Origin of the sequence: Pseudodonghicola flavimaris (assembly GCF_030164425.1) — a bacterium.
GTDB classification, from domain to species: Bacteria; Pseudomonadota; Alphaproteobacteria; order Rhodobacterales; family Rhodobacteraceae; genus Pseudodonghicola; species Pseudodonghicola flavimaris.
The window spans coordinates 12,438-38,306 of record NZ_JASNJD010000011.1 but is presented as its reverse complement, the minus strand read 5'-3'; the positions used below and the strand labels follow the sequence as shown (position 1 = coordinate 38,306).

Here is a 25,869-nt window from a genome sequence, read left to right as displayed (position 1 = left end):
GGATCTCCTCAGGCCAGGGTGACGGTGACGGGCAGTTCCTTGATCCCGCCGACAAAATTCGAGCGCAGGAATTTGTGCGGACCTGCAGGTTCGATGGATTTCAGCCGTTTCGCAAGTTCCTGGAACAGCACCCGCACCTCCAGCCGCGCCAACCACATGCCCAGGCAGACATGCGGACCGCCCTGACCGAAGCTCATGTGGCGGTTCGGGCTGCGGAACAGGTCGACCCGGAACGGATCGTCGAACACGGAGTCATCGCGGTTGGCCGAGGAAAACCAGTAAAGCACCTTGTCGCCGGCCCGGATGGTCTTGCCGTGCATCTCGTAATCGGCCAGCGCGGTGCGGCGGAAATAGAGCGCCGGCGTCGCCCAGCGGATGATCTCGTCCGGGGCGGTGTCCCAGATATCGCCGCCCTGCTGCATCTGGCCCAGCAGCTCGGGCTGATGGCAGAGCGCCTGGAGACCGGCGGCGATGGAATAGCGCGTGGTATCGTTGCCGGCGGCCACCAGCAGGCAGAAGAAATTGCGAAACTCCGTCTCGGTGATGGTGCTGCCGTCCTTGGCCGGCTGGCGCACCATGTGCAACACGCCCTCGGTATCGCCTGAGGCCGCCTTTGCCGCCATCAGCTCCTTGGCATAGGCATAAAGCTCCGCCCCCGCCGGCGAATTGAAGGGCATCATGCGGAATTCGTCGGTGTCCATCTTGTCGAGGACATGGCTGGTGAAATCCGGATCGGTATTGGCAATGAGCGCATCGCCCTTTTCCACCAGCCAGGGTAGATCGGCCTCCGGCAGGCCCATGACGCGACCCAGCATCCGCATCGGCAATTGCCGGGCGATCTCCCGGGTGGCGTCGAAGGTCCCCTTCTCCAGCGCGGCGTCGAGAATCTCGTCGCAGAGCTGGCGGATATCATTCTCGTATTGGGCCATGACGGGCCGGGAAAACGCCCGCATCAGCAGCATGCGGGTCTGGCTGTGCTCCGGCGGATCGGTCTCCTGAAAGGTGCGACGGGCGAGGTATTCCTCATAGCTCTGGTCCTCCATCCGGATGCCGCGGGCCGAGGAGAAGACAGCAGTGTTCTTGTTCATCTCGGCGATATCGGCATGGCGGGTGACCGACCAGAAATCCTGCCCGTCCTTATATTCGGTCCAGTGCAGTGGATCGTCGCGGCGAAGACGCGCAAAGGTATTGTGCGGCGCGCCACCGGCGAATGTGTCGTGGCTGGTCAGATCGGCAAAGCCATCGTCGGTCGGCGTCCAGAGGGTCATGAGGGGCTTTCCTGCGTGGGTTCATATGTATATTATGAGAGCTCATAAATATGTAAACAAAAAACATGCGGACGCGCCCATGCATCTCGCCATTCTGATGACAAACACCGATGACAGCGCATTTGCGCAGCGCCACCCCGGCGATGGCGAGAAATTCGCCGCGCTGATCCGGCTGGCGCGCCCCGACTGGAGGGTCACGGTCTTCGCCGTGAAGGACGGTATCTTTCCCGAAGACATGAGCCGCTTCGACGGCGCCCTGATCACCGGCAGCCCGGCCTCCACCCGGTCCGGCGCGGCATGGACGCTGCGCCTCTTCGATCTGATCCGGCAGATGCATGCGGCACGCCAGCCGCTGATGGGGGTCTGCTTCGGCCATCAGGCGATCGCCCTCGCGCTCGGCGGGGCGGTCGGCGACAACCCGGAAGGCTGGGCGCACGGCCTCCTGCGGGCCGAGATGCTGGCGCGCCCGGACTGGACCCGCGACCTGCCCGATGTCCTGCGGCTCTATGGCAGCCATTGCGAACAGGTGACCCGCGCGCCCGAGGGCGCCACCGTGCTGGCCCGCTCCGAGGGCTGCCCCATCGCCGGTTTCAGCCTCGGACAGCATGTTTATACCACTCAGCACCACCCGGAGATGGAGCGCGACTTCGTCGCCGATCTCACCGGCGAGATGGCCGAGACCCTTGGGCCGGAGCGCGGTGCCCAGGCGCTGGCCTCGCTTGCCGAGCCGGCCGATACCGCCGCCTTCGCCGAAAGCATTGCGCGCTTCTTCGAACAGGGCGCCCGGCGGCAAGGCTGACGACCGCGGCGGCCTCGCGCCCGCCGCGATGCCTCCGGCGGGAGTATTTCAACAGAGAAGAAACCGCCGGCGCCCCCGTTCTTCTCTGCGAAAATACTCTGGGGGGCGGCCGCAGGCCGGGGGGGCAAAGCCCCCCTCCCGGCCAGGAGGATCAGCCCAGCGTTGCCAGCAGGTCGAGAACCGTAGCCTGATCGAACCCCATGTGGGCGATCATCGCCGCCTCCGCCGCGGCGAAGTCACGCGCCGCGATCCGGTCGGCGATTTCCCGGTGCTCCCGCGCCGAGGTGGCGATGGCGCCGGGGTAGCGGTATTGCGCCCGATAGTAGGCCATCAGCTTGCGCGCGTTGGTCTTGATCATCTCGACCAGAAACGGGTTACCCGAGGCTAGCGCGACGATCTCGTGGAACCTGAGGTTCAGCTGATAATAGCCGCCGGGATCGCCATCGCCCTTGTCGCGCGCATGCGCCTCGCAGGCCTGAACCGCCGCCTCCAGCGCCTCCGCCTGGGCGGCCGTGTGCCGCCGAGCGGCCAGCCCTGCGGCCTGGCCCTCCAGCCGGATGTGAACCTCAAGGATGCCGAGGAATTCCTTCAGCGTCGGCTTGAACAAAACCGCCCCCTTGCGCGGCAACCGCTTGATCAGGCCGGCGGTTTCCAGCTGGATGAAGACCTCGCGCACCGGCGTGCGCGACACCCCGTGGGCCGCCATCAGCGGCGCCTCCTCCAGCACATCGCCGGGCTGCAGCCGCCCGGCGTCGATATCGTCCAGGATCGCGCCCAGAACCTGTTCCGTCTGCCCCGCCATGCCGGCCCCTTCTGCCTGTTGCGCCCAGAGTAAGGCGCCGCCCGAGTGGGCGCAATCGGCCCGGGACGCCGGCGGACCTGCGGCGCCGAACCCCGGGGCCAAAGCGGGACCCAACCCCAGCCGCCTTGCTATGCTGGCGGCACCGGGGCGGACAGGCCCGCGACCGCACCACGGGCCAACAGGAAGAGAGCACGGATGTGCGATCTCTGCGTGATCGAGACGGTGAAAGACCGGATGATGTCGCGGCGCGGCTTTCCCGGCGCGGGGCTGGGCGGCGGCGCGGCAGCGCCCGCGCTCCAGGCCGGGCACGACACGGCACGGTGCATGACATGACCCATCGGCTCGACGCCGATTTCCCCACGTTTGGCGGCGGGCCCGGGATCGCCTATGACAAGGCCTTCGACTTCGCCGAGAATGGCTACAACCTCTACAGGCTGACGATCGACGAACACAGCGGCACCCATATCGACGCGCCGCTGCATTTCTCGGCCGATGGCGCCTCCGTCGATCAGATCCCGGTGGAGCGGCTGATCTGCCCGCTTTGCGTGATCGACATCCGGGCCCGCGCCGCCGTGGACCGCGACACCCGGCTAAGCCCCGACGACCTGACCCGCCTGGATCGGCACCAACAGCCCGATCCCCGAAGGCGCCTGCGTGGCGATGCTCTCGGGCTGGTCGGAAAACCTCGGCACCCCGGCCTTTCGCGGTGCCGATGCCGACCGTCCCGGCCGCCTGCATTTCCCCGGCTTTCATGTCGAGGCGGCGCAGATGCTGATGGAGGCGACCGACGCCGCCGCCATCGCGGTGGACACGCTGTCGCTGGATCATGGCCCCTCCACCGATTTCGCCACCCATTCTGTCTGGCTGCCCTCGGGCCGCTATGGCATTGAATGTCTCGCGGGGCTGGAGCGGATGCCCGCCAGCGGCGCCACCCTGGTGGTCGGCGCCCCCAAGGTCGGCGGCGGCACCGGCGGCCCGGCCCGCATCTTTGCACTGGTCTGAGCCGGCCGCCCGGCGAAAGGAAGCACGATGACGACCCTCCCCCTGCTGAAAGACGAAGAACTGAGCCCCGAGGCACAGGCGGTCTTCGATGAAATCCGCAGCCTGCGGAACACCGATTACGTCAACAACTTCTGGCGGGCGCTGGCGCATGACCCGGTGCAGCTGCGTGCCACCTGGGAGCGGCTGAAGGTGGTGATGGGGCCCGGCAGCCTCGATCCGCTGGTCAAGGAGATGCTCTATGTCGCGGTCTCCGTCGCCAATGGCTGCAGCTACTGCATCCATTCCCACACGGCGGCCGCCAAGGCCAAGGGGATGACCCCGGAGATGCATGCCGAGCTGTTGTCGGTGATCGGCATGGCCAGCCAGACCAATGCGCAGGTCACCGCCCTGCAGGTCCCGGTCGACGAGATCTTTCAGGCCGGCTGAGCGCCGCCGGGGCGCGGCCTGTCCGGGTCCCGGCCATCACGATCGTTATGCACCTCACGCATGCGGGCTATGCAGCACCCCCTCTGGCTGATGCTGCATGTGCAGCATAGATTACCGTGCAACCGCAGAAAATATATCATCCGTGAGGAGCATTCCGATGGCCCACTCGACCGCACCGGCGGCCCTGCCCGCCCCCATGCCGACCGTCTTTTCTTTCCTGTCCGCTCTCTTCGGCTCGGAATCCGACATCCTGTCGCCCAGCCGGCAGGCCGCCGAGATCGCCGACCTGAGCGATGCAGAGTTGGCCGATCGCGGCCTGCGACGCGGCGACATCGGGCGTTTCGTGATGCACGACTCCTTCTGGCGCTGACCCCTATTCAAGTCTCCTTCGCCTCTTGAACGAGGCCCCTGGCTCCGCCCCTCGGCGGGGCCTTTTTCATGCTGCATCGCAGCTAAATTTCCGCTGCATTGCAGAAAACGCAAGACGGCTATGCCGGTTCCCCCCCTAGTAAAGTCAGCACCGTTGACCAAATATCAGGGTCAGGGAGGGACGAACCGAAACACCTTTTTTCGAGGGTCCAAATGGCACACACCACCACCCAACCGTCCGTCGGTTTCTCGATTGCGCGCCCCTTCGTGGCCTTCGCCCACCACTTCGGCGCCTGGATCGAACGTATTGCTGAAGCCAACTCGCGTCAGGATCAGATCAAGTATCTGCAGGCGCTGAACGACGAGCAACTGGCCAAGCTGGGCATCAAGCGCGAGCGCATCGTCTATCACGTCTTCGCCGATCGCTTCGGCGTCTGAGACGGCGCGACCGCATACTCTTCGCACCGGGCCCGGGGCCTGCCCCTCGCCCGGCGTGACACCACCGCTTACTCCCCGAGCAGCCGCGTGATCGCAGGCTGCATTTTTTTTCGCAGTTCCGGATCGGTGATGTTGCGACGCAGTACCGCCTCCGCCTCGGGCAGGGTTGCGGCGCCGGAGCGGCGCAATGCCCCCAGCAGTGCGGGCCAGGCCGGATCCTTGCAGGCGCCCGGCGCGCCGACCGTCACCCGCCAGCCCGTTTCGGCAAGATCATCGGCCGCAACCAACCCGCAGCGGGCGGCAGGCGGGGCGTTACGCCACAGCAGCGCCGCGATATCGGCCACCAGCGTCTCCGGCGCCACGCGACTGGCGCCATCGGCCTCAAGAACCACCTCAGGCCGCAGCGGCAGCCGCCCCAGCGCCGAGACGTCGATACTGTCGAGCCCGGGCGCCCTCAGCAGAATCGCCTCCCCCTCCCCCGCCCGCAGCGCCGGACCATAGATCGGCCTGGCGACCTCCAGCGCGCTGGACCGGTCCGAGGTATAGAGCGTCACCCGCGCCGCCAGCGGCTGGATCGCCGGCAGCATCGCCCGGAACAGATCTGCATCCAGATCGGGGGTGACGAAGAACACCTGCCCCAGCGGCGGCGGATTGGCACCGGCGCCGATCAGCTCCAGCGCATCGGCCAGCGCCTGCGCGCCCAACCCCTCCGCCAGCAGGTGCAGGTGGCCGGGCGCCACCCGCGGCGCCACCTGCCGCAGCAGGTGGGCCAGGTTCCGGCCGCTGAGGCGCACGGTGGCGGTGTCGGAGAGATAGCCAAGCCTGGTCCCGGCGGAGGCCCAGGACAGCAGCAACACCGCCCCGTCGAGCCGCAGATCCCGCGCCAGCTGCGCCGCGTGACGGGCGGATTGCTCGAAGCTGCTGTTGTAACCCGGCACCACGACCAGCAGATCCGGCGCCGCAGCCCCGGCCAGGGCCGAATCGAAGGCTTCGGCGGACAGCGGCGCGACCTGTCGCAGAACCGCCCGCTCCTCCGCCGTCACCGGCAGGGAAACCTCTGCCCGACCCAGCTCCAGTGGACCGCGACCTGCCCCATAGAAGCTCTGCGGCCGGCGACTGTCGCCCCGAGCGCGATCGGTGGCATAGAGGATCGTCGCCCGGTTGATCGGCCCGGTCGCCGGCGCCGCCGGCACCTCCGGTTCAGACCGCCCCAGGGCCCGGGCAATCCGGACCAGCGCCGCTCGGGTTGGCGCCGTCTCCGCCGGGGCGAGCCCGCCGGCGCGTTCTTCCGCCAGCAGCGCCAGCAACGCCTCCTGCGCCGCCTCCGGCTGACCGGTATCCTCCAGCATCGCCGCCGCCTGTGCATAAAGGGGGATCGGATCGTGATCGACCTCCAGCCGGAACCGGGCGGCGAAATCCGCCAGCTGCGCCAGCACCTGCGCCGCCTGCGCAGCGGCGCCGCCCTCGATCATCAGATCGGCAGCCGCCGCGTAGAGGTCGAAGATGACCTGCGGGTCGGAGGTCTCCTCGGCCTGCAACGCCTCGAGCAGCCGGCCGATCCGGGTCAGCGCCGCATCCGGATCCATGGTGATCATCTGGTTCAGCGCCGCGAAGCCCGGGTCGGGCGGCAGGTCTGTCCGGTCCGCCGCCGGGGCCACCGGCTCTGCCTCGACCGTGCGCGGCACCGGCAGCGCCCCCAGGGCGGCGATCAGGGGAATCGCGATGAGAAGACGGGATTTCACCGGCATGCCGCGCTCCTGTTGCCCGCGCCTGCGGTTGGCGCGCCCGGGGGCCGGGGCCATCCCGGCGCCCCGCCCCCGCCCTAGGCCATCGGCGCCAGAATTGCACGTCGCCCCGCGAGGCTGGGCGCGGATTCGCCCGCCCTGCGGCGGTACGGATGAGAGAGCGGGCAGAGGCATCGTCACCGGGCACGATCCTTTTGCGTTACGAGAATTTCAATTCAAAGGATTCTCGGTTACATTTTACTTGCCCCGAATCACGCCGGGCCGTATTACCCGACCAGTCGGTCACCTTATCAAGACAGAATGGCTGGAGAAGACTGAGAATGGACGCCTTCATCTGCGACGCGCAGCGCACCCCGATCGGCCGCTACGGTGGAGCCCTTTCTTCGGTCCGGACCGACGATCTGGCCGCGATCCCGATTGCCGCGCTGATGGCGCGCAATCCGCAGGTGGACTGGGCCAGCCTCGACGACGTGATCTATGGCGACGCCAACCAGGCCGGTGAGGACAACCGCAACGTGGCCCGCATGGCGGCGCTGCTGGCCGGCTTGCCGGAGGAGGTTCCGGGCAGCACCATCAACCGGCTCTGTGCCTCCGGCATGGATGCCGTGGGCTTCGCCGCCCGCGCCATTCGCGCCGGCGATTACGACATGGCGATTGCCGGCGGGGTCGAGAGCATGAGCCGCGCGCCCTTCGTGATGCCGAAGGCGACCAGCGCGTTTTCACGGGCCAATGCGGTTTATGACACCACTATCGGCTGGCGCTTCGTCAACCCGAAGATGAAGGCGCAATATGGCGTCGATTCGATGCCCGAGACCGCAGACAACGTCGCCGCCGATTACAATATCGGCCGCGAGGATCAGGATGCTTTTGCCGCCCGCAGCCAAGCCCGCTGGGCTGCGGCGCAGGCCGCCGGTGTGTTCAAGGAGGAGATCACACCGGTTGTTATTCCCCAGCATCGGGGCGAGCCGGTGACCGTCGACACCGACGAACACCCGCGCCCCGGCACCGATATCGAGAAACTTGCCAGGCTGAAGGGCGTCAACGGCCCCGATCTGACGGTGACCGCCGGCAATGCCTCCGGCGTCAACGATGGGGCCGCGGCGCTGCTGCTGGCGAATGAGGCGGCCGCCGCGAAGAACGGCCTGACCCCGATCGCCCGCGTGGTGGCGATGTCCGCCGCCGGCGTCGCGCCGCGGGTCATGGGCATCGGCCCGGTGCCCGCGACCCGCAAGGTGCTGGCCCGTGCCGGCCTGACCATCGACCAGATGGATGTGATCGAACTGAACGAAGCCTTCGCCAGCCAGGGTCTTGCCACCCTGCGCGAACTGGGGGTGGCGGACGATGCGCCGCATGTGAATCCCAACGGCGGCGCCATCGCCATCGGCCATCCGCTGGGCATGTCCGGCGCGCGGCTGGTGATGACGGCGGCCTATCAGTTGAAACGAACCGGCGGACGCTATGCGCTCTGCACCATGTGCGTCGGTGTCGGCCAGGGCGCCGCCCTGATACTCGAACGCGTCTGAGGAGAGACGCCCAACCCGGGAGGACTGCAAATGTATGCCCAGATGATCAAGACCGCCGGCACCGGCGTCAAATCCCCCGAGGAGATGACGGAGGAAGAGCGCCGGTTTCAGGCCCGCGTTGACGCGAACGAGAAGATCGAGCCCAAGGACTGGATGCCCGAGGACTATCGCAAGACGCTGATCCGCCAGATTGGCCAGCATGCGCATTCGGAAATCGTCGGCCAGCTGCCGGAAGGTAACTGGATCACCCGCGCGCCCACGCTGGAACGCAAGGCGATCCTGCTGGCCAAGGTGCAGGACGAGGCCGGCCATGGACTCTACCTCTATTGCGCGGCGGAAACCCTGGGGGTGAGCCGCGACGAGCTGACCGAACAGCTGCTGTCGGGCAAGATGAAATACAGCTCCATCTTCAACTACCCGACGCTAACCTGGGCCGATATGGGCGCGGTGGGCTGGCTGGTCGATGGCGCCGCGATCATGAACCAGGTACCGCTGCAGCGGACCTCCTTCGGCCCCTACTCCCGCGCGATGATCCGCATCTGCAAGGAGGAAAGCTTCCACCAGCGGCAGGGCTACGACATCATGATGAAGATGGCCCAAGGCACGCCGGCGCAGAAGAAGATGGCGCAGGATGCGCTCAACCGCTTCTGGTATCCGTCGCTGATGATGTTCGGGCCGTCCGACAAGGACTCGGTCCATTCCGCCCAGTCGATGGCCTGGAAGATCAAGATGAACACCAATGACGAGCTGCGTCAGAAGTTCGTCGACCAGACCGTGCCGCAGGCGGAATACCTGGGCCTCACCGTTCCCGACGAACACCTGAAATGGAACGAGGAGCGCGGGCATTACGATTTCTCCGAACCCGACTGGTCGGAGTTCTATGACGTGCTGAAGGGCAACGGCCCCTGCAACACCGACCGGCTGAACGCCCGCCGCGAGGCCTGGGAGGAGGGCCAGTGGGTGCGCGACGCCATGCTGGCGCATGCCCGCAAGAAAGCAGCCGCCAAGGTCGCGGCGGAATAATCCGGTGATGGGCCACCCGGCCCGACCCTGAGCCATCACCCGGCGCGCAATGCGCGGCCGGGGCTAGGAGGAGTTTGACCCATGAAAAACGAATGGCCCCTTTGGGAAGTCTTCATCCGCGGCCAGCACGGCATGAGCCACCGCCATGTCGGCAGCCTGCACGCGCCCGACGCCGAAATGGCGATCAAGAACGCCCGCGATGTCTACACCCGCCGCAACGAAGGCGTCAGCATCTGGGTGGTCGAGGCGCGCCACATCGCCGCCTCGTCGCCCAGCGACAAGGGCCCGCTCTATGAGCCGAGCGAGTCGAAGGTCTATCGCCACCCGACCTTCTTCGACATCCCCGAGGAAGTGGGGGCGATGTGATGACCCGCGACGAGGCCTTTTTCGAATTTCTCTGCCGGATGGGGGACAATACCCTGGTCCTCGGCCATCGGGTCAGCGAATGGTGCGGTCACGCGCCGGTCCTGGAGGAGGACATCGCGCTGGCCAATACCGCGCTGGACCTGATCGGCCAGACTCAGCTCTGGCTCGGGCTCGCCGGCGAGGTCGAGGGAGAGGGGCGCGATGCCGACAGGCTGGCCTTTCACCGCGACGCCTGGGATTTCCGCAACCTGCTGCTGGTCGAGATGCCGAATGGCGATTTCGGCCGCACCCTGATGCGGCAGTTCCTGTTCGACGCCTGGCACACCATCCTGCTGGGCCGGCTGATCGGCTCTTCCGACCGCCGGGTGGCGGAGATCGCCGAGAAGGCCAGCAAGGAAGCCGCCTATCACCTGGAACGCTCCGCCGACACGGTGGTGGCGCTGGGAGATGGCACCGAGGAAAGCCATGCCCGCATGCAGGCGGCGCTGGATTACCTTTGGCCCTACGTCGGTGAGATGTTCGAGGCCGACGCGGTGGATCAGGCGATGGCAGAGGAGGGCATCGCCCCCGATCCCACCGGCCTGCGCGCGGATTACGATGCGCTGATCGGCCGGGTGCTGGCAGAGGCGACGCTGACCATTCCCGACAGCCGTTTCGCCCACAAGGGCGGCCGCGACGGGCGCATGCACAGCGAGCATCTGGGCCATCTGCTGACGCAGATGCAATGGCTGCAGCGCGCCTATCCCGACGCCCGCTGGTAACGCCGGTTCATTCGGAACGATCCGCGCCCCGCGTCCAAGCGGGGGGCGGAAACGGCAGGCGGGGCCCGGCCCCGCCACAGGAGGAGACCCCCATGAGCCAAACGCAGGACCATCCCAGCGTTCAGCAGATCTGGGACTGGCTGGGCCAGGTGCCCGATCCGGAAATCCCGGTGATCTCGCTGACCGATCTGGGCATCATCCGCGATGTGGGCTGGCAGGACGACACGCTGGTCGTCACCGTGACGCCGACCTATTCGGGCTGCCCCGCCACATCCATCATCAACCTCGATATCGAGACGGCGCTACGCGGCCACGGGATCGAGAAGATCGAGCTGAAGCGCCAGCTTTCCCCCGCCTGGACCACCGACTGGCTGAGCGAGGCCGGTCGCGCCAAGCTGGAGGAATACGGCATCGCCCCGCCGCAGCCCGCCGGCGGCCCGGAGCGTTGCCCGCATTGCGGCTCGACCCATGTCGAGAAGGTCAGCCAGTTCGGCTCCACCCCCTGCAAGGCGACCTGGCGCTGCCGGGACTGTCTCGAACCCTTCGACTACTTCAAGTGCATCTGAGGAGAAGCAGATGGCGCGTTTTCACGATCTGACCGTCACCGACATCCAGAAGACCATCCGCGATGCGGTGGTCGTGACCCTGAAACCCGAAACCGCCGAGGCCGGCGCCTTCGATTTCACCCAAGGCCAGTATCTGACCTTCCGCCACGATTTCGATGGCGAAGAGCTGCGGCGCAGCTACTCGATCTGCGCCGGCAAGGACGATGGCGTCCTGCAGGTCGGCATCAAGCGGGTCGATGGTGGCGCCTTCTCGACCTGGGCCAACGAGGATCTGAAGGTCGGCGACACCCTGCAGGCAATGTCGCCGATGGGGACATTCCACACCCCGCTGGATCCCGGCGCGGCGCGGCAATACCTGGGCTTTGCCGGCGGCTCCGGCATCACCCCGGTGCTGTCGATCCTGAAGACCGTGCTGGCGCGCGAACCGAAATCCGCCTTCACGCTGGTCTATGCCAACAAGGGCGTGAACACGATCATGTTCCGCGAGGAGCTGGAGGATCTGAAGAATCTCTACATGGGGCGGCTCAACATCATCCACGTGCTGGAAACCGACGCGCAGGAGATCGATCTGTTCACCGGGCTGGTGACCGAGGAGAAATGCGGCGAGCTCTTCAGGCACTGGATCGATATCGAGGCGGTGGACACCGCCTTCATCTGCGGACCGGAACCGATGATGCTGGGCATCGCCGCCGCGCTCAGGGCCCACGGGCTGGAAGACGGCCAGATCAAGTTCGAGCTCTTCGCCTCGGCCCAGCCGGGCCGGCTGAAGCGGCGGGTGGTCAGCAAGGATGCCGCCGACAGCGCCAATCAGACCGCGGCCGCGATCACGCTGGACGGGGCCACCCAGACCGTGACCATGGGCAAGGACAGCACAATCCTCGACGCCGCGCTGCAGAACGCGATGGACGCGCCCTATGCCTGCAAAGCCGGGGTCTGTTCCACCTGCCGCTGCCGGGTGCTGGAGGGCGAGGTGGAGATGGTCGCCAACCATGCGCTGGAGGATTACGAGGTCGAGAAAGGCTATGTCCTCTCGTGCCAGTCCTATCCGCTGACCGACCGCGTCGTGGTCGATTACGATCAATAACCGCCGCGCACGGGAGGAGACACCATGAGCGAAGAAATGCGGATCGAAGATTACCTTGCCAAGGGTGGGGTGCTGAGCAATCCGGCCAATGTGCCGCCCCGCTATCGCGCGGAGCTGCTGAAACTGATGGCGAGCTTCGTCGACAGCGAACTGGCGGGCGCCGCCGGCTTCGCCGATATCATCAACCAGGGCCCCGGCATCAAGGAACGGATCGCGGCGGCACGGATCGTGTTGGAAAAGACCGATCACGCCGACCGGGTGCTGCGGATCATGGGCGAGTTCGGCGCCGATACCGCCCGCTATGCCAACCACCACCCCTGGACCGCCCGGCTGGCGCGCGACGCCGACATCGGGGCAACCCGCGGCGAACACGACATGCGGCTGGCGGTGTTCAACTATCCGCTGACCGGCTGGGCCGATGCGGTGATGATGAACCTGCTGATGGGCCGCGCCGTGGGGGTGCAGATGGCCGATTTCGCGCTGGTCTCCTATCAGCCGCTGGCCGAGGCGTTCCGCGCCATCGCCCCGGTCGAAGCGCGCCATGCCGAGCTGGCCGAAGAGGGGGTCGCCCGGCTGATCGCGGCAGGCGAAACCGAAACGCTCACCGACAGCCTGTCCTACTGGTGGCCCCGGGTGGCTGCAAGCTTCGGGCAGATGAGCTCTCCGAAGACCGAAAGCCTCAAGGCCATGGGACTGCGCCACGCCAGCAATGCCGAGCTGAAGGCGCGCTGGGAGGCCGAGGCCGGTCAGGTTCTGGGCCGGCTCGGCCTGTCGGCACCGGCCTGATCCCCGGCGTCCACCCCTGACCCTGTCCCTGACCGTGCCCCCGAGCGCGTCTCTGTCCGGAGCTCGGGCAGGAACGCCTTCGTGACGGCGGCAGGGGCAGGCGCCCCTTGCCCCTGCCCCGGCGCGGATTACTCTGCGCCGCGACAGTCATCACAGGCGAGGGCCCTTTCATGATCAGCAGCACCCCCCACAGCTATTCCGACGGCGACACCACATTCATCGGCCGTCTGGTCCATGACGACGCGGTCAGCGGTCAGCGCCCCGGCGTCCTGATCATCCCGGCCTTCGGCGGTCTCGGCAGTTTCGAGATCGAGCGCGCCGAGGAGCTGGCCGCGCTCGGCTATGTCGTGCTAGCGGTGGATTACTATGGCGAAGGCGCCCAGGCCAGCGGCCCCGAACAGGCCGGCGCCTGGATGAGCGCGCTGAACGCCGATCGGCCGCTGGTGGCCCGGCGCATCACCGCCGCCTTCGAGGAACTGCGCAGCCTGCCGATGGTCGACCCGGCCCGGATCGGCGCCATGGGCTATTGCTTCGGCGGCAAGATCGCCCTCGACCTCGCCCGCACCGGCGCCGATCTGCGCGCGGCCGTCTCGCTGCACGGGCTGTTCGACGCACCGCCGATGCCGCGCCAGACCATGAAGGCCGCGGTACTGGCCTGCCATGGCTGGGACGATCCGCTGGCCACCCCGGAGGCGGTGCTGGCCTTCGCCGCTGAAATGACCGAGACCTGCCCGGACTGGCAGCTTCTGGCCTTCGGCCATACCGGCCACGCCTTCACCAACCCGAACGCCAATTCCGCCGGCATGATGTATAGTCCGGCGGCCAGCCAGCGGTCCTGGGACAACCTGACCCGCTTCTTCGCCGACAAGCTGAAGGTCTGAGCGCCGCGCGCCAGTCATGAAAAAGGCGGCCCCGGTGTCCCGGAGCCGCCTGAAGAAAGTCCGGGTCTGCCCGGATTAGCCGAGGATTTCCTTGGTCAGCGCATCGAGGCTGGTGCCGACGATGTCCAGCAGCTCCTTCACTTCCGCCTCGGTGATGATCATCGGCGGGCAGAAGCCCAGTGCATCGCCCATCGCCCGCGAGATCAGGCCGTTTTCCATCATGTAGCCCGACATCTTGGCGCCCAGCTGGCCCACCGGGATCTCCATGCCCTCGGGAGCGGCCAGTTCCAGCGCGGCGATCAGGCCGACGCCGCGGGATTCGCCCACCAGCGCGTTGCCGGTCAGATCGTCCAGACCCTTGCGCATGATCGCGCCCATGGCGGCGGCATTCTCGACCAGGCCACGTTCTTCGATGATCTTCAGGTTTTCCAGCGAGATCGCCGCGCCCACCGGGTGGGCCGCACCGGTATAGCCATGGCCCAGCACGCCGATCTTGTCGCTTTCATCGGCGATAGGCTGATAGACGCGATCGTTCATCATGAAGGCGGAGAACGGGAAGTAGGAGGACGACAGCTGCTTGGACATGGTCATGATGTCCGGCTTGATGCCGAAGGTCTCGGTGCCGAACATCTTGCCGGTCCGGCCGAAGCCGCAGATCACCTCGTCGGCGATCAGCAGGATGTCGTATTTGGCCAGAACTTCCTGGATTTTCTCCCAGTAGGTCGCCGGCGGCACCACGACGCCGCCCGCGCCCATCACCGGCTCACCGATGAAGGCGGCGATGGTGTCAGGACCTTCCGCCTGGATCATCGCGTCCAGATCGGCGGCGCAACGGCTGGCGAACTGTTCTTCGGTTTCCCCTTCCTGACCCTCTTTCCAGTAGTGCGGGCAGGTGGTGTGCAGGATGCCGGGCAGCGGCAGGTCGAAGGAGCGGTGGTTGTTCGGCAGGCCGGTCAGCGAGGCGGAGACGATGGTCACGCCGTGATAGCCGCGGTTGCGCGAGATGATCTTCTTCTTCTCGGGCTTGCCCAGCGCGTTCGAGCGATACCAGATCAGCTTGACGATGGTGTCGTTGGCTTCCGACCCGGAATTGGTGAAGAACACCTTGCTCATCGGCACCGGCGCCATGCCGATCAGCTTTTCGGCCAGATCGATGACCGGGCCATGCGACCGGGCGGTGAAGTTGTGGTAGTAGGGCAGCTTGCTCATCTGCGCGGCGGCGACATCCACCAGACGCTTTTCGTTGAAGCCGACGCCAACGCTCCAGAGACCGGCCATGCCTTCGATATAGGACTTGCCGTTGTTGTCAGTGACGCGGATTCCCTCACCGCTCTCCAGAACCAGGGGGCCATCCTTCTCCAGCGCACGGGCGTTGGTATAGCTGTGCATGTGATAGGCGGCATCACGCGCCTCGGGCGAATTCGGACGGAGAGTCATGGGAGAGCCTTTCTGACATTCAGTGTGTTACCGGGCCGCCGATCCGAAAGAATCGACGCGCTGGTCTGCGCCGGACGATACGCCCAGCCCGCCGGGAATGGCGAGAGGGAAGGAAGATATATCATGTAAAAGCTTCCCGGGACGGCCCGATTCTGCCTGTTGAACCGGCCCTCAGTTCCATCCCTTCGGATACATCCCCTGTTCCGCTGCCCCCTCCCCCTCTCCGGCAGGTCAGGATGCGCCGAAGCGGCAGAATGGTCGCCACGCCAGAGGGGGCCGCCATGTATCTGACATCCATTGCCCGGTTCCGCGCCATCGCGATCCTGCTGATCGTCGCCGGTCACGGGTTCCCGCTGGCCGCCATCGCCCCGCAGGACCTGATCTCCGGCACACTCGCCAATCTGATCACCGGCGGCACCACGCTTTTCGTCTGTATCTCGGGCTACATGTTCCACCATGTCTTTGCCCACCGCTTCGCCTTTCGCCGCTTCATCACCGCCAAGCTCCGCACCATTCTGCTGCCCTATCTGGCGCTCTGCGTTCCGATCACCTGCTATTTCGTGATCCGCAACCCGGAGTTCGCCTCCGAGACGCTCGGGCAGAGCGCAGCGCCGCTGCAGATCGGCAAGGTGATCGTGACCGGGGCGCTGTTTCAGGCCTATTGGTTCGCCCCCTTCATCCTGTGCATGTTCCTGATGTCGCCGCTGCACCTTCGTTTCCTGGGGCTGGCGCCACAGCCGCAGGCGCTGATCATCATCGCTGGGCTGATCGCCGCCGTGCTGGTGCATCGCCCGGTGGCCAATCTGAACCCGCTGCAATCGCTGATCTATTTCACGCCGGCCTATCTGTGCGGCCTCTGTGCGTCGCGCTATCGTGCGGCGCTGCTCCGCCGGCTGCGAGAGCAGGAGACCGCTCTGCTCGCCGCCGCCCTGCTTCTGGCGCTGGTCCAGACCGGGCTCGGGCAACAGGGCAATCTGCACAGCGCGGCGCTGAGCTGGTCCGGAATCGACCTGATGCTGCCGCAGAAGCTGCTGCTCAGCCTGGCGATCTTCGCACTGCTGGAACGCGGCACCGGGCCGCGTCTGGACCGGCTGCGCCCGGTCTCGGAAACCAGCTTCTCGATCTTCTTTCTGCACCCGGTCGCATTGATCCTGATCGAGAAGGCCGGCACCCAGCACCCCACCGGGCTGGCCTGGATCAACCTGCTCTGGATCACGGCACAGGCCGTGGGGTTCTCGATGGCACTGGCCCTGTCGGCGCGCCGGCTGCTGGGCCGCCGCAGCCGGTTTCTGCTGGGTTATTGATGCCGTGCGCCGGTCACAGGCCGTGCACCCCCTTCAGGGTCAGGTCACAGACCAGATCGGCGTAATTGTCGCGCTCCTGCGCCTCGGCATCGGAATTCCACATGAAATACCAGTTCAGCATGCCATAGACCGACATTGTCACCCCACGCAGCTTCTCCGGCTGCGGGCCGAAGACCTCCGGCGCCAGATCCTGCAGGCAATGGCCCATGAACTTGACCATGTCCCGCTGATAGCCGCGCATCTGCTCTTGCTGATCCTCCGGCAGGGCCGACAGCGCACTGATCTGCACCTGATGTTCGTGATCCGCCCCCTGATAGGCGTGCAGGATCTCGCGCAGCAGCCGGCGCAGACGATCCTCGGGGCTCAGCCCTTCGGTATCGACGCTGAGGATGCGGTCCCGCAGACGCGACAGATAGCTGTCGAGAATGTCATAGAGGAGCGCATCCTTGCTGTCGTAATAGTGGTAGATATTCGCCTTGGAGATCCCGCAGTCCTTGGCCAGCTTGGTCATCGACGCGCGGTCAAACCCTTCTTCGGCGAAGACCTTGGCCGCCGATTTCAGGATCTGGGCGCGTTTGTGATCGTGGTCTTTGGCGATGGTGCGGGCCAAGGGTCACTCCTTCGGGCGGTTGTCGACGACCCGTACCGCTTTCCCCTGGGAGCGTTCAACCTCACCTGGATCCCGGATGTCGATTTCGGTCGAGATCCCCACCACATCCTTGATCCGTTTGTAGAGCATGCGGGCAGCCGCCGTTTTCGACATCTCATCGGTGCTGTCGGCCGCGGCCTCCACATGCACCCGCATCGCGTCCATCCGGCCGGACCGATACAGCTCGATCTGGAAATGGTTGGTCAACCCGCCGGTGGCGATCACCTGTTCCTCGATCTGGGTGGGGAAGACGTTGACGCCGCGCAGGATCATCATGTCGTCCGACCGGCCGGTGATCTTGGCCATCCGCCGCATGCTGCGCGCGGTGCCGGGCAGCAGCCGGGTCAGGTCGCGGGTGCGATAGCGGATCATCGGCAGACCTTCCTTGGTCAGCGTGGTGAAGACCAGCTCGCCCATTTCGCCATCCGCCACCGGCTCGCCGGTCTCGGGGTTGATGATCTCGGGGTAGAAGTGATCCTCCCAGATGACAGGGCCGTCCTTGGTCTCGACGCATTCGTTGGCGACGCCCGGCCCCATGATCTCGGACAGGCCGTAGATATCGACCGCATGCATGTCGAAGGCGTCTTCGACCTCCTTGCGCATGGCGTCGGTCCAGGGCTCGGCCCCGAAGACCCCGACCTTGAGCGAACACTCGCGCGGATCGAGACCGACCTTGTGGAACTGCTCCAGGATATTGAGCATGTAGGACGGCGTCACCATGATCCCGTCGGGACGGAAGTCGTTGATCAGGCTCACCTGTTTCTCGGTCTGGCCGCCGCTCATCGGCACCACCGTGGCGCCGAGCCTCTCGATGCCGTAATGCGCGCCCAGACCGCCGGTAAAGAGGCCGTAGCCATAGGCGTTATGCACCATGTCGCCGCGGCGGAGCCCCGAGGCCCGCAGCGACCGGGCCACAAGATCGGCCCAGTTGTCGATATCGCGCTGGGTATAGCCCACCACGGTCGGCTTGCCGGTGGTGCCGGAGGAGGCATGCAGCCGCACGATCTGTTCCCGCGGCACCGCGAACAGACCGAAGGGATAGTTGTCGCGCAGGTCGTTCTTGTAGGTGAAGGGGAACTTCGCCAGATCCGACAGCGACGTCAGATCGTCGGGGTGTACGCCGGCGGCATCGAACCGCGCCTTGTACATCGGCACGTTGTCATAAGCGTGGCGCAGCGACCATTTCAGCCGCTCGAGCTGCAGCGCCTCGATTTCATCGCGTGAGGCGATCTCGATCGGATCCAGATCGCAGCTGTTGGGGGTCATATCCTTCATGGCGTCCTCCTCGCCTGGGTCGTATCGGTCAGGGGTGCGCGCCGGGGGCCGGAACCCTCTGCGCGCGCAAAGGGGTCAAAGCCCGTCTTCGTCGAAGAGCTGGCCCTTGATCGCGCGGGAAATGCCGCGGAATTCGGCGATCACCTGCCCCTCCTGGGTGGTGACCTTGACGTCGTAGATACCGCTGCGACCGGTCTGGCTGATCTCGGTCGCGGTGGCGGTCAGCCGGTCGCCCAGCCGCCCGGGCGCCAGAAAGCTGATCAGGTTGTGCTGCGCCACGGTCGATTGGTTGCGGCTGTTGCAGGCGTAAGCGAAGGCGGTATCGGCCAGCATGAAGGTGACACCGCCATGGCAGATGCTGTGACCGTTACAATGATGCGGCTCGACCGTCAGCGACAGCGCTGCATGGCCCTCGCCCACCTGGTCGATCTGCATCCCGGCCCAGCGGGCGGCATGGTCGTTCTCCCACATCGCGGCGGCAGAGCGTTGAGCGCGATCCTCCGGCGTCATCTTCATTCCCCCCGGAAGACCGGCGCGCGCTTTTCCAGAAACGACGCCACGCCTTCGGCATAATCGGCGCTTTCACCGCAGCGTTTCATCGCATCGGCCTCCAGCTCCAGATGTGCGCTGAGCGTATCGGTGGCGGCGGCCTGGATGCACTGTTTGGTCAGCCCCAGCCCCAGGGTCGGACCGGCGGCGAATTTCGCCGCCATGGCCCGCGCCTCCTCCATCAGCCGGTCATCGGGCAGCGCCTTCCAGATCAGCCCCCAGTCCTCGGCCTTCTGCGCCGGCAGCGGCTCTGCGGTGAAGGCGAGTCCCTTGGCCCGCGCCTCGCCCAGCAGGCGCGGCAGATGCCAGCTGCCGCCGGTGTCGGGAATCAGGCCCACCTTGGAAAACGACTGGATGAACTTGGCGCTCTCGGCGGCCAGAACCACATCGCAGGCCAGCGCCAGATTGGCCCCGGCGCCGGCGGCGACGCCGTTCACCGCGCAGATCACCGGAAACTCCAGCGAACGGATCAGATTGACCAGCGGCGCATAGAAGGTGCGCACCGTGTTACCCAGATCGGGCGGACCGTCCATCTTGCGCGGATCGCGATCGCCCAGATCCTGGCCGGCGCAGAACCCGCGCCCGGCGCCGGTCAGCAGCACCGCGCGCGCACCGTCGTCACGGGCGGCCTCCAGCGCCGCGCGCAGCGCATGATGCATCTCTTCGGTAAAACTGTTCAGCCGCTCCGGCCGGTTCAGCGTGATCTCGACCCAGCCGCCGTGATCCGTGGTCAGAATCGTCTCCGACATCTGCGCCTCCCTCTTCTGCTGTCTCCTCGCGACTCCCTGCCCCCGGGTCCTCCCCCGGCGACAGTCTCGCGTCCCTGGACAAATTTCTTGCATAAACCGACCGGACGGTCAATATATTGAATCGACAGATCGTGGCTTTCCCGGCCGCGGTCGACGGAGGAGAAACGGGGAGGATACCGATGAGCATTCAGAAGATCGCCAGCTTTGCCGCTGGAGAATGGATCGCGCCCGGCGCCGGCGCGCGGCAGATCGCCAGCGCCATCACCGGCGCGGTGATCGCCGAGGCGGGCAATGGCGCGCTCGATATGCAGGCGATGCTGGATTATGCGCGGGGCACCGGCGGGCCGGCGCTCAGGGCGATGACCTTTCATCAGCGCGCCCGGATGCTGAAGGCGCTGGGACAGCACCTGAACGCCCACAAGCAGGCGCTCTACGATATCTCCTTCGACACCGGCGCCACCCAGTCCGACCATATGATCGACATCGACGGTGGCATCGGCACGCTGTTCGTCTTCGCCTCCAAGGGCCGGCGCGAGATGCCGGACGATCACATCTATCTCGATGGCGGGATCGAGCAGCTGGGCCGCACCGGCAGCTTCCTCGGCCAGCATGTCTGTACGCCGCTGCATGGGGTCGGCGTCCATATCAACGCCTTCAACTTCCCGGTCTGGGGCATGCTGGAGAAACTGGCCCCGACCCTGCTGGCCGGCGTGCCGGCGATCGTGAAGCCGGCGACCGACAGCTGCTATGTCACCGAACGGGCGGTGCGGATCATGCTGGAGAGCGGCATCCTGCCCGCCGGTGCGCTGCAGCTGATCACCGGCGGTGTCGGCGATCTGCTGGAACGACTCGGGATGCAGGATGTGGTCAGCTTCACCGGCTCCGCCGACACCGCCAACCTGCTGCGGTCGAACCGGCATCTGCTGGAGAACTCGGTGCGATTCGTCGCCGAGCAGGACAGCCTGAACGCCTCGATCCTGGGGCCAGACGCGGTGCCGGGCACGCCGGAATTCGATCTCTTCGTCAAGGAGGTCAGCCGCGAAATGACCGCCAAGGCGGGGCAGAAATGCACCGCCATCCGCCGCATCCTCGCCCCCGAATCGCAGGTGGGCGCGGTGATCGAGGCCCTGAGTGCGCGGCTGTCGAAAGTGGTGATCGGCGATCCCCGGGCAGAGACCACCCGCATGGGGGCACTGGTTTCCGCCCGGCAAAAGGCCGACGTGCTGGAGCGCGCCGCGCTGATCGGGGCGGAGGCCGAGCGGGTCTTCGGCGATCCCGAGAATTTCACCGTCGAGGGGGCCGACAAGGACAAGGGCGCCTTCCTGCCGCCGATGCTGTTTCACTGCGCCGATCCCGACGGCGCCGCCCGGGTGCATGACACCGAGGCCTTCGGACCGGTCTCCACCGTGATGGGCTATCGCGATCTGGATCACGCCATCGACATCGCCAAGCGCGGTCAGGGCTCTCTGGTGGCCTCGGTCATCACCCATGACCCGGCGGTGGCCCGGCGGGTGGTGCTGGGGGCGGCGGCCTGGCACGGGCGCATCTATATCAATGACCGGGTCTCGATGAAGGAATCGACCGGCCACGGCTCCCCCCTGCCGCATCTGGTGCATGGTGGCCCGGGACGGGCCGGCGGCGGCGAGGAAATGGGCGGTGTGCGCGGGGTGAAGCATTACATGCAGCGCACCGCGATCCAGGGCTCGCCCGACATGATCAGCGCCATCGGCAGCAAATGGGTTCCCGGCGCGACCGAGATCGAGGGGCCGGCGCATCCCTTCACCCGCCGCTATGGCGAGCTGTCGATCGGCGAGACGCTGCACAGCGCCGCCCGCACCGTGACGCTGGAGGATATCGAGCATTTCGCCGCCTTCACCGGCGATACCTTCTACGCCCATATGGACGAGGCTGCGGCGGCGCGGAACCCGTTCTTCCCCGGCCGGGTGGCACATGGCTATCTGCTGCTCAGCTTCGCCGCCGGGCTGTTCGTCGAACCGAACGAAGGGCCGGTGCTGGCCAATACCGGGCTGGACAACCTGCGGTTCATGAAACCGGTGGTGCCGGGCGATAGTGTCAAGGTGCGGCTGACGGTCAAGCAGAAGACCCCGCGCACCGACGACTATGGCGAGGTGCGCTGGAACGTGACGCTGACCAATCAGGATGGCGATCAGGTGGCCGAATACGAGCTGCTGACCATGAACGCCTTCTGAGAAGAGCATTCCTCCCCGGGGGGTGGCGGCCCGCCGCTGCCCCCCATCTCCCCAGCGCTGCAACTTCAGGATGGTCGCCCGCGGGCCGGGAAGATATCCTGAGCGCATGAAAGACACCAAAGACAGCTGGCAAGACAGCTGGTTCGACACCTGCGCCGCCTTGTTGACCGATCCGCAGAACCTGCGGGTCTGGTCTGTTATCGTGTCGCTGTTCGGCGATCTGGCACAACGCCCCGGCGACCGGCTGAGCGGCGGCGCGCTGTCGCGCATCATCATGCCCGCCGGCATCAAGCCCGAGGCGATTCGGGTTGCCCTGCACCGGCTGCGCAAGGATGGCTGGATCGACAGCGCCCGCCAGGGCCGCGCCAGCGCGCATTTTCTCACCGACTATGGCCGCGCCCAGAGCGCCGAGGTCAGCCCCCGCATCTATACCCGCGCCGCCGCCGCACCGGAGGCGTGGCACCTGCTGATCGCCGAGGACGGCGCCGGCCAGACCGCGCTCGACGATCTGCTGCTGGCGGAGGAATATTTCAGCATCGCCCGCAACGTGGCACTCGGCGCCGGGCCGGTGCCCGAGGATATCGATGACGACCTGCTGGTCTTCGACGCCAGCGCCCGCACCGTTCCCGCCTGGGTCAGGCTGCGCGCCTGCCCGCCCGAACTGTCAGAGGCGGCGCATGGGCTGCTGAGGGACCTGAGCCAGGCCGACGCCCTGCTGCCACGCACGCCGGAGGCGATCTCTCCGCTGCAGATCGCGACGCTGCGAATGCTGATCGTCCACCGCTGGCGCCGGGTGGTGCTGCGCCAGCCCGATCTGCCCGCCGCCTTCTTTCCCGCCGACTGGCCCGGCCCCGCCTGCCGCGCCGCCGTCTTCGACCTGCTGGACCGGTTGCCGCGCCCCGCCCTCGCCGAGCTGGAGGCCGAGTAGGGCCCGGCGCGGCCGCGCGGTTTGCCGACAATCCGGCTTAACAGCGCAGGAATAACCCTATAGGTTGTGAATATTGGCAATGAAGCAACCGAGATGTCTGACGCCCTTCGCTGCGAGCTTCTGATCGTCGGGGCCGGGTTTTCCGGCCTGATCATGGCGTTGGAGGCGCGGCGGCAAGGGATCACCGATATCGTCATCCTCGAGAAAGCCAGCGATATCGGTGGCACCTGGCGCGACAATGTCTATCCCGGGGTGGCCTGCGATATCCCCTCGCATCTCTATTCCATGGCCCGGCGGCCGAATCCCGACTGGTCGCGCAGCTATGCGCCAGGGCCGGAAATCCAGTCCTATCTGCAGGGGGTCGCCCGGACGGACGGCCTCTACGATCTCTGCCGCTTCGGACAGGAACTGAGCGCGGCGCGCTGGGACGGCCGGCTGTGGCAGGTGGAAACGAAAACCGGCGACCGGTTCGCCGCCCCGGTTCTGTGCCTGGCGCTCGGGGCGCTGCACCTGCCGCTGATCCCGAAGGTGCCCGGGGCGAAGAGCTTTCCCGGCCCCTCCTTCCATTCCGCCCGCTGGGACCAGAGCGTCGATTTCGCCGGCAAGCGGGTGGCGGTGATCGGCAGCGGCGCCTCCGCGGTGCAATTCCTCCCCGAGGTGGCCCGTCAGGCGCACCACGTCACCCTGTTTCAGCGCAGCGCCCCCTATGTGCTGCCCCGCGCCGACCGGCCGATCACGCCCCGGCTGCGCGCGCTGCACCGGCGCTGGCCCTGGACCCGCCGCGTCAGACGCTGGTGGCTGTTTCACAGCTTCGAGGCCCGCCACATGGTGTTTCGCGGTCGCCCGATGGCGGTGCGCAAAGCCATGAAGATGTGGCGCCGGACGCTGGAGAAGACCATCGCCGACCCGCAGCTGCGCGCCGATCTGACGCCCCCCTATCGCATCGGCTGCAAACGCATCCTCAGTTCGAACGCCTGGTATCCGGCGCTGGCCCGCGACAACGTGACGGTGATCCCCGCCGGGCTGTCGCGGATCGAGGGCCACCGGCTGATCGCCGAGACCGGCGCCACAGCGGAGGCCGACGTGCTGATCTGGGGCACCGGGTTTCACGTCACCGACGCGCTGCGCGGCCTGCGCATCACCGGCCGTGACGGCCAGAGCCTGGCCCGGCGCTGGCTGCGCGGACTGGAGGCGCATCTGGGGCTGGCGGTCAGCGGTTTTCCCAACCTGTTCTTCCTGCTGGGGCCGCACAGCGGGCTCGGCCACAACTCTGTCGTGCTGATGATCGAGGCGCAGGCGGAGCATATCGCACGACTGATCAGCGCAATGCGGGAAAATGCACTGCCGGCGGTTGAACCCCGGGCAGAAGCGCAGGAGGCTTTCGAGACGGAAATGGACGACCGCCTCGCCGCCACGGTCTGGCAGGCCGGCGGCTGCAGCTCCTGGTATCAGGACCGGCGCGGTCGCAACACCACGCTCTGGCCCGGCACCGTGGCCGAGTATCGCAAACGTTTGGCCCGGGCCGGGCTCGACCACTACATCCCCGCTCCACCACCGCCCTGAAAGGACCCTCGCGCCATGCCCATCCTGCTGATCCTGCTGCTGATCCCCGTCGCGATCCTGGCCCTGCTGCTGCTGGGGGCGGCGCTCTGGACCGCGTCGCTTGCCCGCATGGCCGAACGGCTGGTGCCGCGTCCGGGACAGATGCAGAAGGTTCGGGGGGGCGCCATCCACTATGTCGAGAGCGGCAATTCCGACGCGCCGGCGGTGGTGCTGATTCACGGGCTGTCGGCACAGTTGCAACACTATACCTACGGCATCGTGCCGCTGCTGGAGCAACAGTTCCGCGTCATCGCGCTGGACCGGCCCGGCTGCGGCTATTCCGAACGCGATCACGACACGCTGGCCGCGCTGCCCGAACAGGCCAAAATGATCTGGGAGGCGCTGGACGCGCTGGGGGTGGAGACACCGCTGCTGGTCGGCCATTCGCTGGGGGGCGCGGTGGCGCTGGCAATGGCGCTGGAACGGCCCGGCGCGGCCAGCGGCCTGGCGCTGATCAGCCCGCTGACCCATCGCCAGCCCGAGGAAATGGACGCCTTCCGTGGGCTCGACGTGCCCTCCGCGGCGCTGCGCCGGCTGATCGGCTATACCATCGCCGCCCCGCTGGCACAGCGCACCGCCACCACGGTGCTGACCGAAGTATTCCGCCCCGAGGCCTGGCCCGACGATTTTCTCGCCCGTGGCGGCGGCGCGCTCGGCCTGCGGCCCAAGGGATTCATTTCCGCTTCCGCCGATTACATGGCCGCCAATGACGGCATCCTCGCCCAGGAGGGACGCTATGCCGATGAACTGAAGACCCCCGGCGGCGTGCTCTTCGGGGCGGAGGACAACCTGCTGCCGCCCGACACCCAGGGGCGGCCGATGATGCGCTACGGGCTGCATTACGAGGCCGCGCCGGGACGCGGTCATATGCTGCCGATCACCGCCCCCGGGCTCTGCGCCGATTTCATCCAGCGGATGGCCGCGCGCGAGTAGGACGCGCGCAGCCACCGGCAGAAAAGGCGCGAAAAAAACATCGCCGAAAGGCGCAAATTCCTGCTTGACCCTCCCCGCCGTCTCCCCTAAATCGCCTGCACTCATGGCGGAGTAGCTCAGTTGGTTAGAGCAGCGGAATCATAATCCGCGTGTCGGGGGTTCAAGTCCCTCCTCCGCTACCACTTCCCCCCCCCCAGATCGCAAAGTCATCACGCCTCGGCGCTGCCCTGCATCGGCGCATCGATCGCAGTGCGCCCTCGGGAAACCTGCCTACGGCGCTGGGGCCTGCTCTCTCCTGCATCGCGCCGCCCCCCTTTTTGTGATGCGCGATCTCGGTCAGATCGGTTTGCCGGTTTCCGGTGCCCCCCGGATCGGGCGCCCCCGCCACCTGAGG

25 protein-coding genes, 1 tRNA gene and 1 pseudogene are annotated in these 25,869 nt (G+C 66.7%); 19 read left to right on the top strand and 8 right to left on the bottom strand.

Features of this window, described 5'->3' with window-relative positions:
• Positions 1-8: 8 nt before the first annotated feature.
• On the bottom strand, positions 9-1,268 hold the full coding sequence (locus QO033_RS14895) for a cytochrome P450 (protein WP_284481774.1): 1,260 nt from the start codon (positions 1,266-1,268) through the stop codon (positions 9-11).
• Positions 1,269-1,347: 79 nt separating this feature from the next.
• Here QO033_RS14895 and QO033_RS14890 point away from each other — a divergent pair, with 79 nt between their 5' ends.
• Entirely contained in the window at positions 1,348-2,067 is a 720-nt protein-coding gene (locus tag QO033_RS14890) for a type 1 glutamine amidotransferase (protein ID WP_284481773.1), read from the top strand.
• 151 nt (positions 2,068-2,218) lie between these two features.
• On the opposite strand, the gene QO033_RS14885 is transcribed toward QO033_RS14890, so the two are convergent.
• Positions 2,219-2,869 carry a GntR family transcriptional regulator gene (locus QO033_RS14885; RefSeq protein WP_284481772.1) on the bottom strand — a complete coding sequence of 217 codons (651 nt, stop codon included), beginning with the start codon at positions 2,867-2,869 and terminating at the stop codon, positions 2,219-2,221.
• Between the two features lie 195 nt (positions 2,870-3,064).
• Here QO033_RS14885 and QO033_RS14875 point away from each other — a divergent pair.
• From QO033_RS14875 to QO033_RS14860, 4 genes and pseudogenes are all read left to right on the top strand, one after another.
• Positions 3,065-3,871: pseudogene (locus tag QO033_RS14875) on the top strand (cyclase family protein).
• Positions 3,872-3,898: 27 nt separating this feature from the next.
• Positions 3,899-4,297, top strand: coding sequence for a carboxymuconolactone decarboxylase family protein (locus QO033_RS14870; RefSeq protein WP_284481770.1), 399 nt, complete (start codon positions 3,899-3,901; stop codon positions 4,295-4,297).
• 157 nt (positions 4,298-4,454) lie between these two features.
• Positions 4,455-4,667 carry a DUF1127 domain-containing protein gene (locus tag QO033_RS14865; RefSeq protein WP_284481769.1) on the top strand — a complete coding sequence of 71 codons (213 nt, stop codon included), beginning with the start codon at positions 4,455-4,457 and terminating at the stop codon, positions 4,665-4,667.
• 212 nt (positions 4,668-4,879) lie between these two features.
• Positions 4,880-5,104, top strand: a complete 225-nt coding sequence (locus tag QO033_RS14860) for a hypothetical protein (protein ID WP_284481768.1) — start codon at positions 4,880-4,882, stop codon at positions 5,102-5,104.
• Between the two features lie 68 nt (positions 5,105-5,172).
• On the opposite strand, the gene QO033_RS14855 is transcribed toward QO033_RS14860, so the two are convergent.
• A complete protein-coding gene (locus QO033_RS14855; protein WP_284481767.1) occupies positions 5,173-6,852 on the bottom strand; it encodes an alpha/beta hydrolase in 1,680 nt (559 codons plus the stop codon).
• Positions 6,853-7,169: 317 nt separating this feature from the next.
• Here QO033_RS14855 and pcaF point away from each other — a divergent pair, with 317 nt between their 5' ends.
• The 8 genes from pcaF to QO033_RS14815 all read left to right on the top strand — a co-directional run bounded on the left by pcaF (position 7,170) and on the right by QO033_RS14815 (position 13,839).
• Positions 7,170-8,372: a 3-oxoadipyl-CoA thiolase gene (pcaF, locus tag QO033_RS14850; protein WP_284481766.1), complete on the top strand. Its 1,203-nt coding sequence runs from the start codon at positions 7,170-7,172 to the stop codon at positions 8,370-8,372.
• A 30-nt stretch (positions 8,373-8,402) separates the two neighbouring features.
• Positions 8,403-9,395, top strand: a complete 993-nt coding sequence (gene paaA, locus QO033_RS14845; protein ID WP_284481765.1) for a 1,2-phenylacetyl-CoA epoxidase subunit PaaA — start codon at positions 8,403-8,405, stop codon at positions 9,393-9,395.
• 81 nt (positions 9,396-9,476) lie between these two features.
• A complete protein-coding gene (gene paaB, locus QO033_RS14840; protein ID WP_284481764.1) occupies positions 9,477-9,761 on the top strand; it encodes a 1,2-phenylacetyl-CoA epoxidase subunit PaaB in 285 nt (94 codons plus the stop codon).
• A complete protein-coding gene (gene paaC / locus QO033_RS14835) occupies positions 9,761-10,522 on the top strand; it encodes a 1,2-phenylacetyl-CoA epoxidase subunit PaaC (RefSeq protein WP_284481763.1) in 762 nt (253 codons plus the stop codon). Before paaB ends, paaC begins: the two co-directional genes overlap by 1 nt.
• A 92-nt stretch (positions 10,523-10,614) precedes the next feature.
• Positions 10,615-11,088: a 1,2-phenylacetyl-CoA epoxidase subunit PaaD gene (gene paaD / locus QO033_RS14830; RefSeq protein WP_284481762.1), complete on the top strand. Its 474-nt coding sequence runs from the start codon at positions 10,615-10,617 to the stop codon at positions 11,086-11,088.
• 10 nt (positions 11,089-11,098) lie between these two features.
• The gene (locus tag QO033_RS14825; protein ID WP_284481761.1) at positions 11,099-12,172 is read left to right on the top strand and encodes a 2Fe-2S iron-sulfur cluster-binding protein; all 1,074 of its coding nucleotides are present in this window, start codon (positions 11,099-11,101) and stop codon (positions 12,170-12,172) included.
• A 24-nt stretch (positions 12,173-12,196) separates the two neighbouring features.
• On the top strand, positions 12,197-12,958 hold the full coding sequence (locus QO033_RS14820) for a Phenylacetic acid catabolic protein (RefSeq protein ID WP_284481760.1): 762 nt from the start codon (positions 12,197-12,199) through the stop codon (positions 12,956-12,958).
• A gap of 170 nt (positions 12,959-13,128) precedes the next feature.
• Entirely contained in the window at positions 13,129-13,839 is a 711-nt protein-coding gene (locus QO033_RS14815; RefSeq protein WP_284481759.1) for a dienelactone hydrolase family protein, read from the top strand.
• 75 nt (positions 13,840-13,914) lie between these two features.
• Here QO033_RS14815 and QO033_RS14810 read toward each other — a convergent pair whose 3' ends face one another.
• Entirely contained in the window at positions 13,915-15,276 is a 1,362-nt protein-coding gene (locus QO033_RS14810; protein WP_284481758.1) for an aspartate aminotransferase family protein, read from the bottom strand.
• Between the two features lie 281 nt (positions 15,277-15,557).
• On the opposite strand from QO033_RS14810, the gene QO033_RS14805 reads away from it, so the two are divergent.
• Positions 15,558-16,580: an acyltransferase family protein gene (locus QO033_RS14805; RefSeq protein WP_284481757.1), complete on the top strand. Its 1,023-nt coding sequence runs from the start codon at positions 15,558-15,560 to the stop codon at positions 16,578-16,580.
• A gap of 13 nt (positions 16,581-16,593) precedes the next feature.
• Here QO033_RS14805 and QO033_RS14800 read toward each other — a convergent pair whose 3' ends face one another.
• From QO033_RS14800 to paaG, 4 genes are all read right to left on the bottom strand, one after another.
• Positions 16,594-17,190, bottom strand: coding sequence for a TetR/AcrR family transcriptional regulator (locus QO033_RS14800; RefSeq protein WP_284481756.1), 597 nt, complete (start codon positions 17,188-17,190; stop codon positions 16,594-16,596).
• Between the two features lie 3 nt (positions 17,191-17,193).
• On the bottom strand, positions 17,194-18,504 hold the full coding sequence (gene paaK / locus QO033_RS14795; RefSeq protein WP_284481755.1) for a phenylacetate--CoA ligase PaaK: 1,311 nt from the start codon (positions 18,502-18,504) through the stop codon (positions 17,194-17,196).
• A 75-nt stretch (positions 18,505-18,579) separates the two neighbouring features.
• The gene (paaI, locus tag QO033_RS14790; RefSeq protein WP_284481754.1) at positions 18,580-19,014 is read right to left on the bottom strand and encodes a hydroxyphenylacetyl-CoA thioesterase PaaI; all 435 of its coding nucleotides are present in this window, start codon (positions 19,012-19,014) and stop codon (positions 18,580-18,582) included.
• Between the two features lie 2 nt (positions 19,015-19,016).
• Positions 19,017-19,802 (bottom strand): 2-(1,2-epoxy-1,2-dihydrophenyl)acetyl-CoA isomerase PaaG, encoded by a 786-nt coding sequence (gene paaG / locus QO033_RS14785; protein WP_284481753.1) that lies wholly within the window; start codon positions 19,800-19,802, stop codon positions 19,017-19,019.
• Positions 19,803-19,981: 179 nt separating this feature from the next.
• On the opposite strand from paaG, the gene paaZ reads away from it, so the two are divergent.
• The 5 genes from paaZ (at position 19,982) to QO033_RS14760 (ending at position 25,657) form a co-directional block, all read left to right on the top strand.
• Positions 19,982-22,012 carry a phenylacetic acid degradation bifunctional protein PaaZ gene (gene paaZ, locus QO033_RS14780; RefSeq protein WP_284481752.1) on the top strand — a complete coding sequence of 677 codons (2,031 nt, stop codon included), beginning with the start codon at positions 19,982-19,984 and terminating at the stop codon, positions 22,010-22,012.
• Between the two features lie 106 nt (positions 22,013-22,118).
• Complete coding sequence (locus tag QO033_RS14775) at positions 22,119-22,940, top strand: PaaX family transcriptional regulator C-terminal domain-containing protein (RefSeq protein ID WP_284481751.1); 822 nt, start codon at positions 22,119-22,121, stop codon at positions 22,938-22,940.
• 93 nt (positions 22,941-23,033) lie between these two features.
• Positions 23,034-24,503 carry a flavin-containing monooxygenase gene (locus tag QO033_RS14770; protein ID WP_284481750.1) on the top strand — a complete coding sequence of 490 codons (1,470 nt, stop codon included), beginning with the start codon at positions 23,034-23,036 and terminating at the stop codon, positions 24,501-24,503.
• Between the two features lie 15 nt (positions 24,504-24,518).
• Complete coding sequence (locus QO033_RS14765; RefSeq protein ID WP_284481749.1) at positions 24,519-25,475, top strand: alpha/beta fold hydrolase; 957 nt, start codon at positions 24,519-24,521, stop codon at positions 25,473-25,475.
• 105 nt (positions 25,476-25,580) lie between these two features.
• A tRNA-Met gene (locus QO033_RS14760) sits at positions 25,581-25,657 on the top strand.
• Positions 25,658-25,869 lie beyond the last annotated feature (212 nt).

Excerpts from the sequence above, each read along its gene's own strand:
- QO033_RS14825 (WP_284481761.1), top strand. The coding sequence starts at position 11,099 with ATGGCGCGTTTTCACGATCTGACCGTCACCGACATCCAGAAGACCATC.
- QO033_RS14855 (WP_284481767.1), bottom strand. The coding sequence starts at position 6,852 with ATGCCGGTGAAATCCCGTCTTCTCATCGCGATTCCCCTGATCGCCGCC.
- QO033_RS14810 (WP_284481758.1), bottom strand. The coding sequence starts at position 15,276 with ATGACTCTCCGTCCGAATTCGCCCGAGGCGCGTGATGCCGCCTATCAC.
- QO033_RS14885 (WP_284481772.1), bottom strand. The coding sequence starts at position 2,869 with ATGGCGGGGCAGACGGAACAGGTTCTGGGCGCGATCCTGGACGATATC.
- QO033_RS14895 (WP_284481774.1), bottom strand. The coding sequence starts at position 1,268 with ATGACCCTCTGGACGCCGACCGACGATGGCTTTGCCGATCTGACCAGC.
- paaA (WP_284481765.1), top strand. The coding sequence starts at position 8,403 with ATGTATGCCCAGATGATCAAGACCGCCGGCACCGGCGTCAAATCCCCC.
- QO033_RS14870 (WP_284481770.1), top strand. The coding sequence starts at position 3,899 with ATGACGACCCTCCCCCTGCTGAAAGACGAAGAACTGAGCCCCGAGGCA.
- paaK (WP_284481755.1), bottom strand. The coding sequence starts at position 18,504 with ATGAAGGATATGACCCCCAACAGCTGCGATCTGGATCCGATCGAGATC.
- paaZ (WP_284481752.1), top strand. The coding sequence starts at position 19,982 with ATGAGCATTCAGAAGATCGCCAGCTTTGCCGCTGGAGAATGGATCGCG.
- QO033_RS14770 (WP_284481750.1), top strand. The coding sequence starts at position 23,034 with ATGTCTGACGCCCTTCGCTGCGAGCTTCTGATCGTCGGGGCCGGGTTT.
- paaD (WP_284481762.1), top strand. The coding sequence starts at position 10,615 with ATGAGCCAAACGCAGGACCATCCCAGCGTTCAGCAGATCTGGGACTGG.
- QO033_RS14805 (WP_284481757.1), top strand. The coding sequence starts at position 15,558 with ATGTATCTGACATCCATTGCCCGGTTCCGCGCCATCGCGATCCTGCTG.
- QO033_RS14775 (WP_284481751.1), top strand. The coding sequence starts at position 22,119 with ATGAAAGACACCAAAGACAGCTGGCAAGACAGCTGGTTCGACACCTGC.
- QO033_RS14815 (WP_284481759.1), top strand. The coding sequence starts at position 13,129 with ATGATCAGCAGCACCCCCCACAGCTATTCCGACGGCGACACCACATTC.
- paaC (WP_284481763.1), top strand. The coding sequence starts at position 9,761 with ATGACCCGCGACGAGGCCTTTTTCGAATTTCTCTGCCGGATGGGGGAC.
- QO033_RS14865 (WP_284481769.1), top strand. The coding sequence starts at position 4,455 with ATGGCCCACTCGACCGCACCGGCGGCCCTGCCCGCCCCCATGCCGACC.
- paaB (WP_284481764.1), top strand. The coding sequence starts at position 9,477 with ATGAAAAACGAATGGCCCCTTTGGGAAGTCTTCATCCGCGGCCAGCAC.
- QO033_RS14820 (WP_284481760.1), top strand. The coding sequence starts at position 12,197 with ATGAGCGAAGAAATGCGGATCGAAGATTACCTTGCCAAGGGTGGGGTG.
- paaI (WP_284481754.1), bottom strand. The coding sequence starts at position 19,014 with ATGACGCCGGAGGATCGCGCTCAACGCTCTGCCGCCGCGATGTGGGAG.
- pcaF (WP_284481766.1), top strand. The coding sequence starts at position 7,170 with ATGGACGCCTTCATCTGCGACGCGCAGCGCACCCCGATCGGCCGCTAC.
- QO033_RS14860 (WP_284481768.1), top strand. The coding sequence starts at position 4,880 with ATGGCACACACCACCACCCAACCGTCCGTCGGTTTCTCGATTGCGCGC.
- paaG (WP_284481753.1), bottom strand. The coding sequence starts at position 19,802 with ATGTCGGAGACGATTCTGACCACGGATCACGGCGGCTGGGTCGAGATC.
- QO033_RS14890 (WP_284481773.1), top strand. The coding sequence starts at position 1,348 with ATGCATCTCGCCATTCTGATGACAAACACCGATGACAGCGCATTTGCG.
- QO033_RS14765 (WP_284481749.1), top strand. The coding sequence starts at position 24,519 with ATGCCCATCCTGCTGATCCTGCTGCTGATCCCCGTCGCGATCCTGGCC.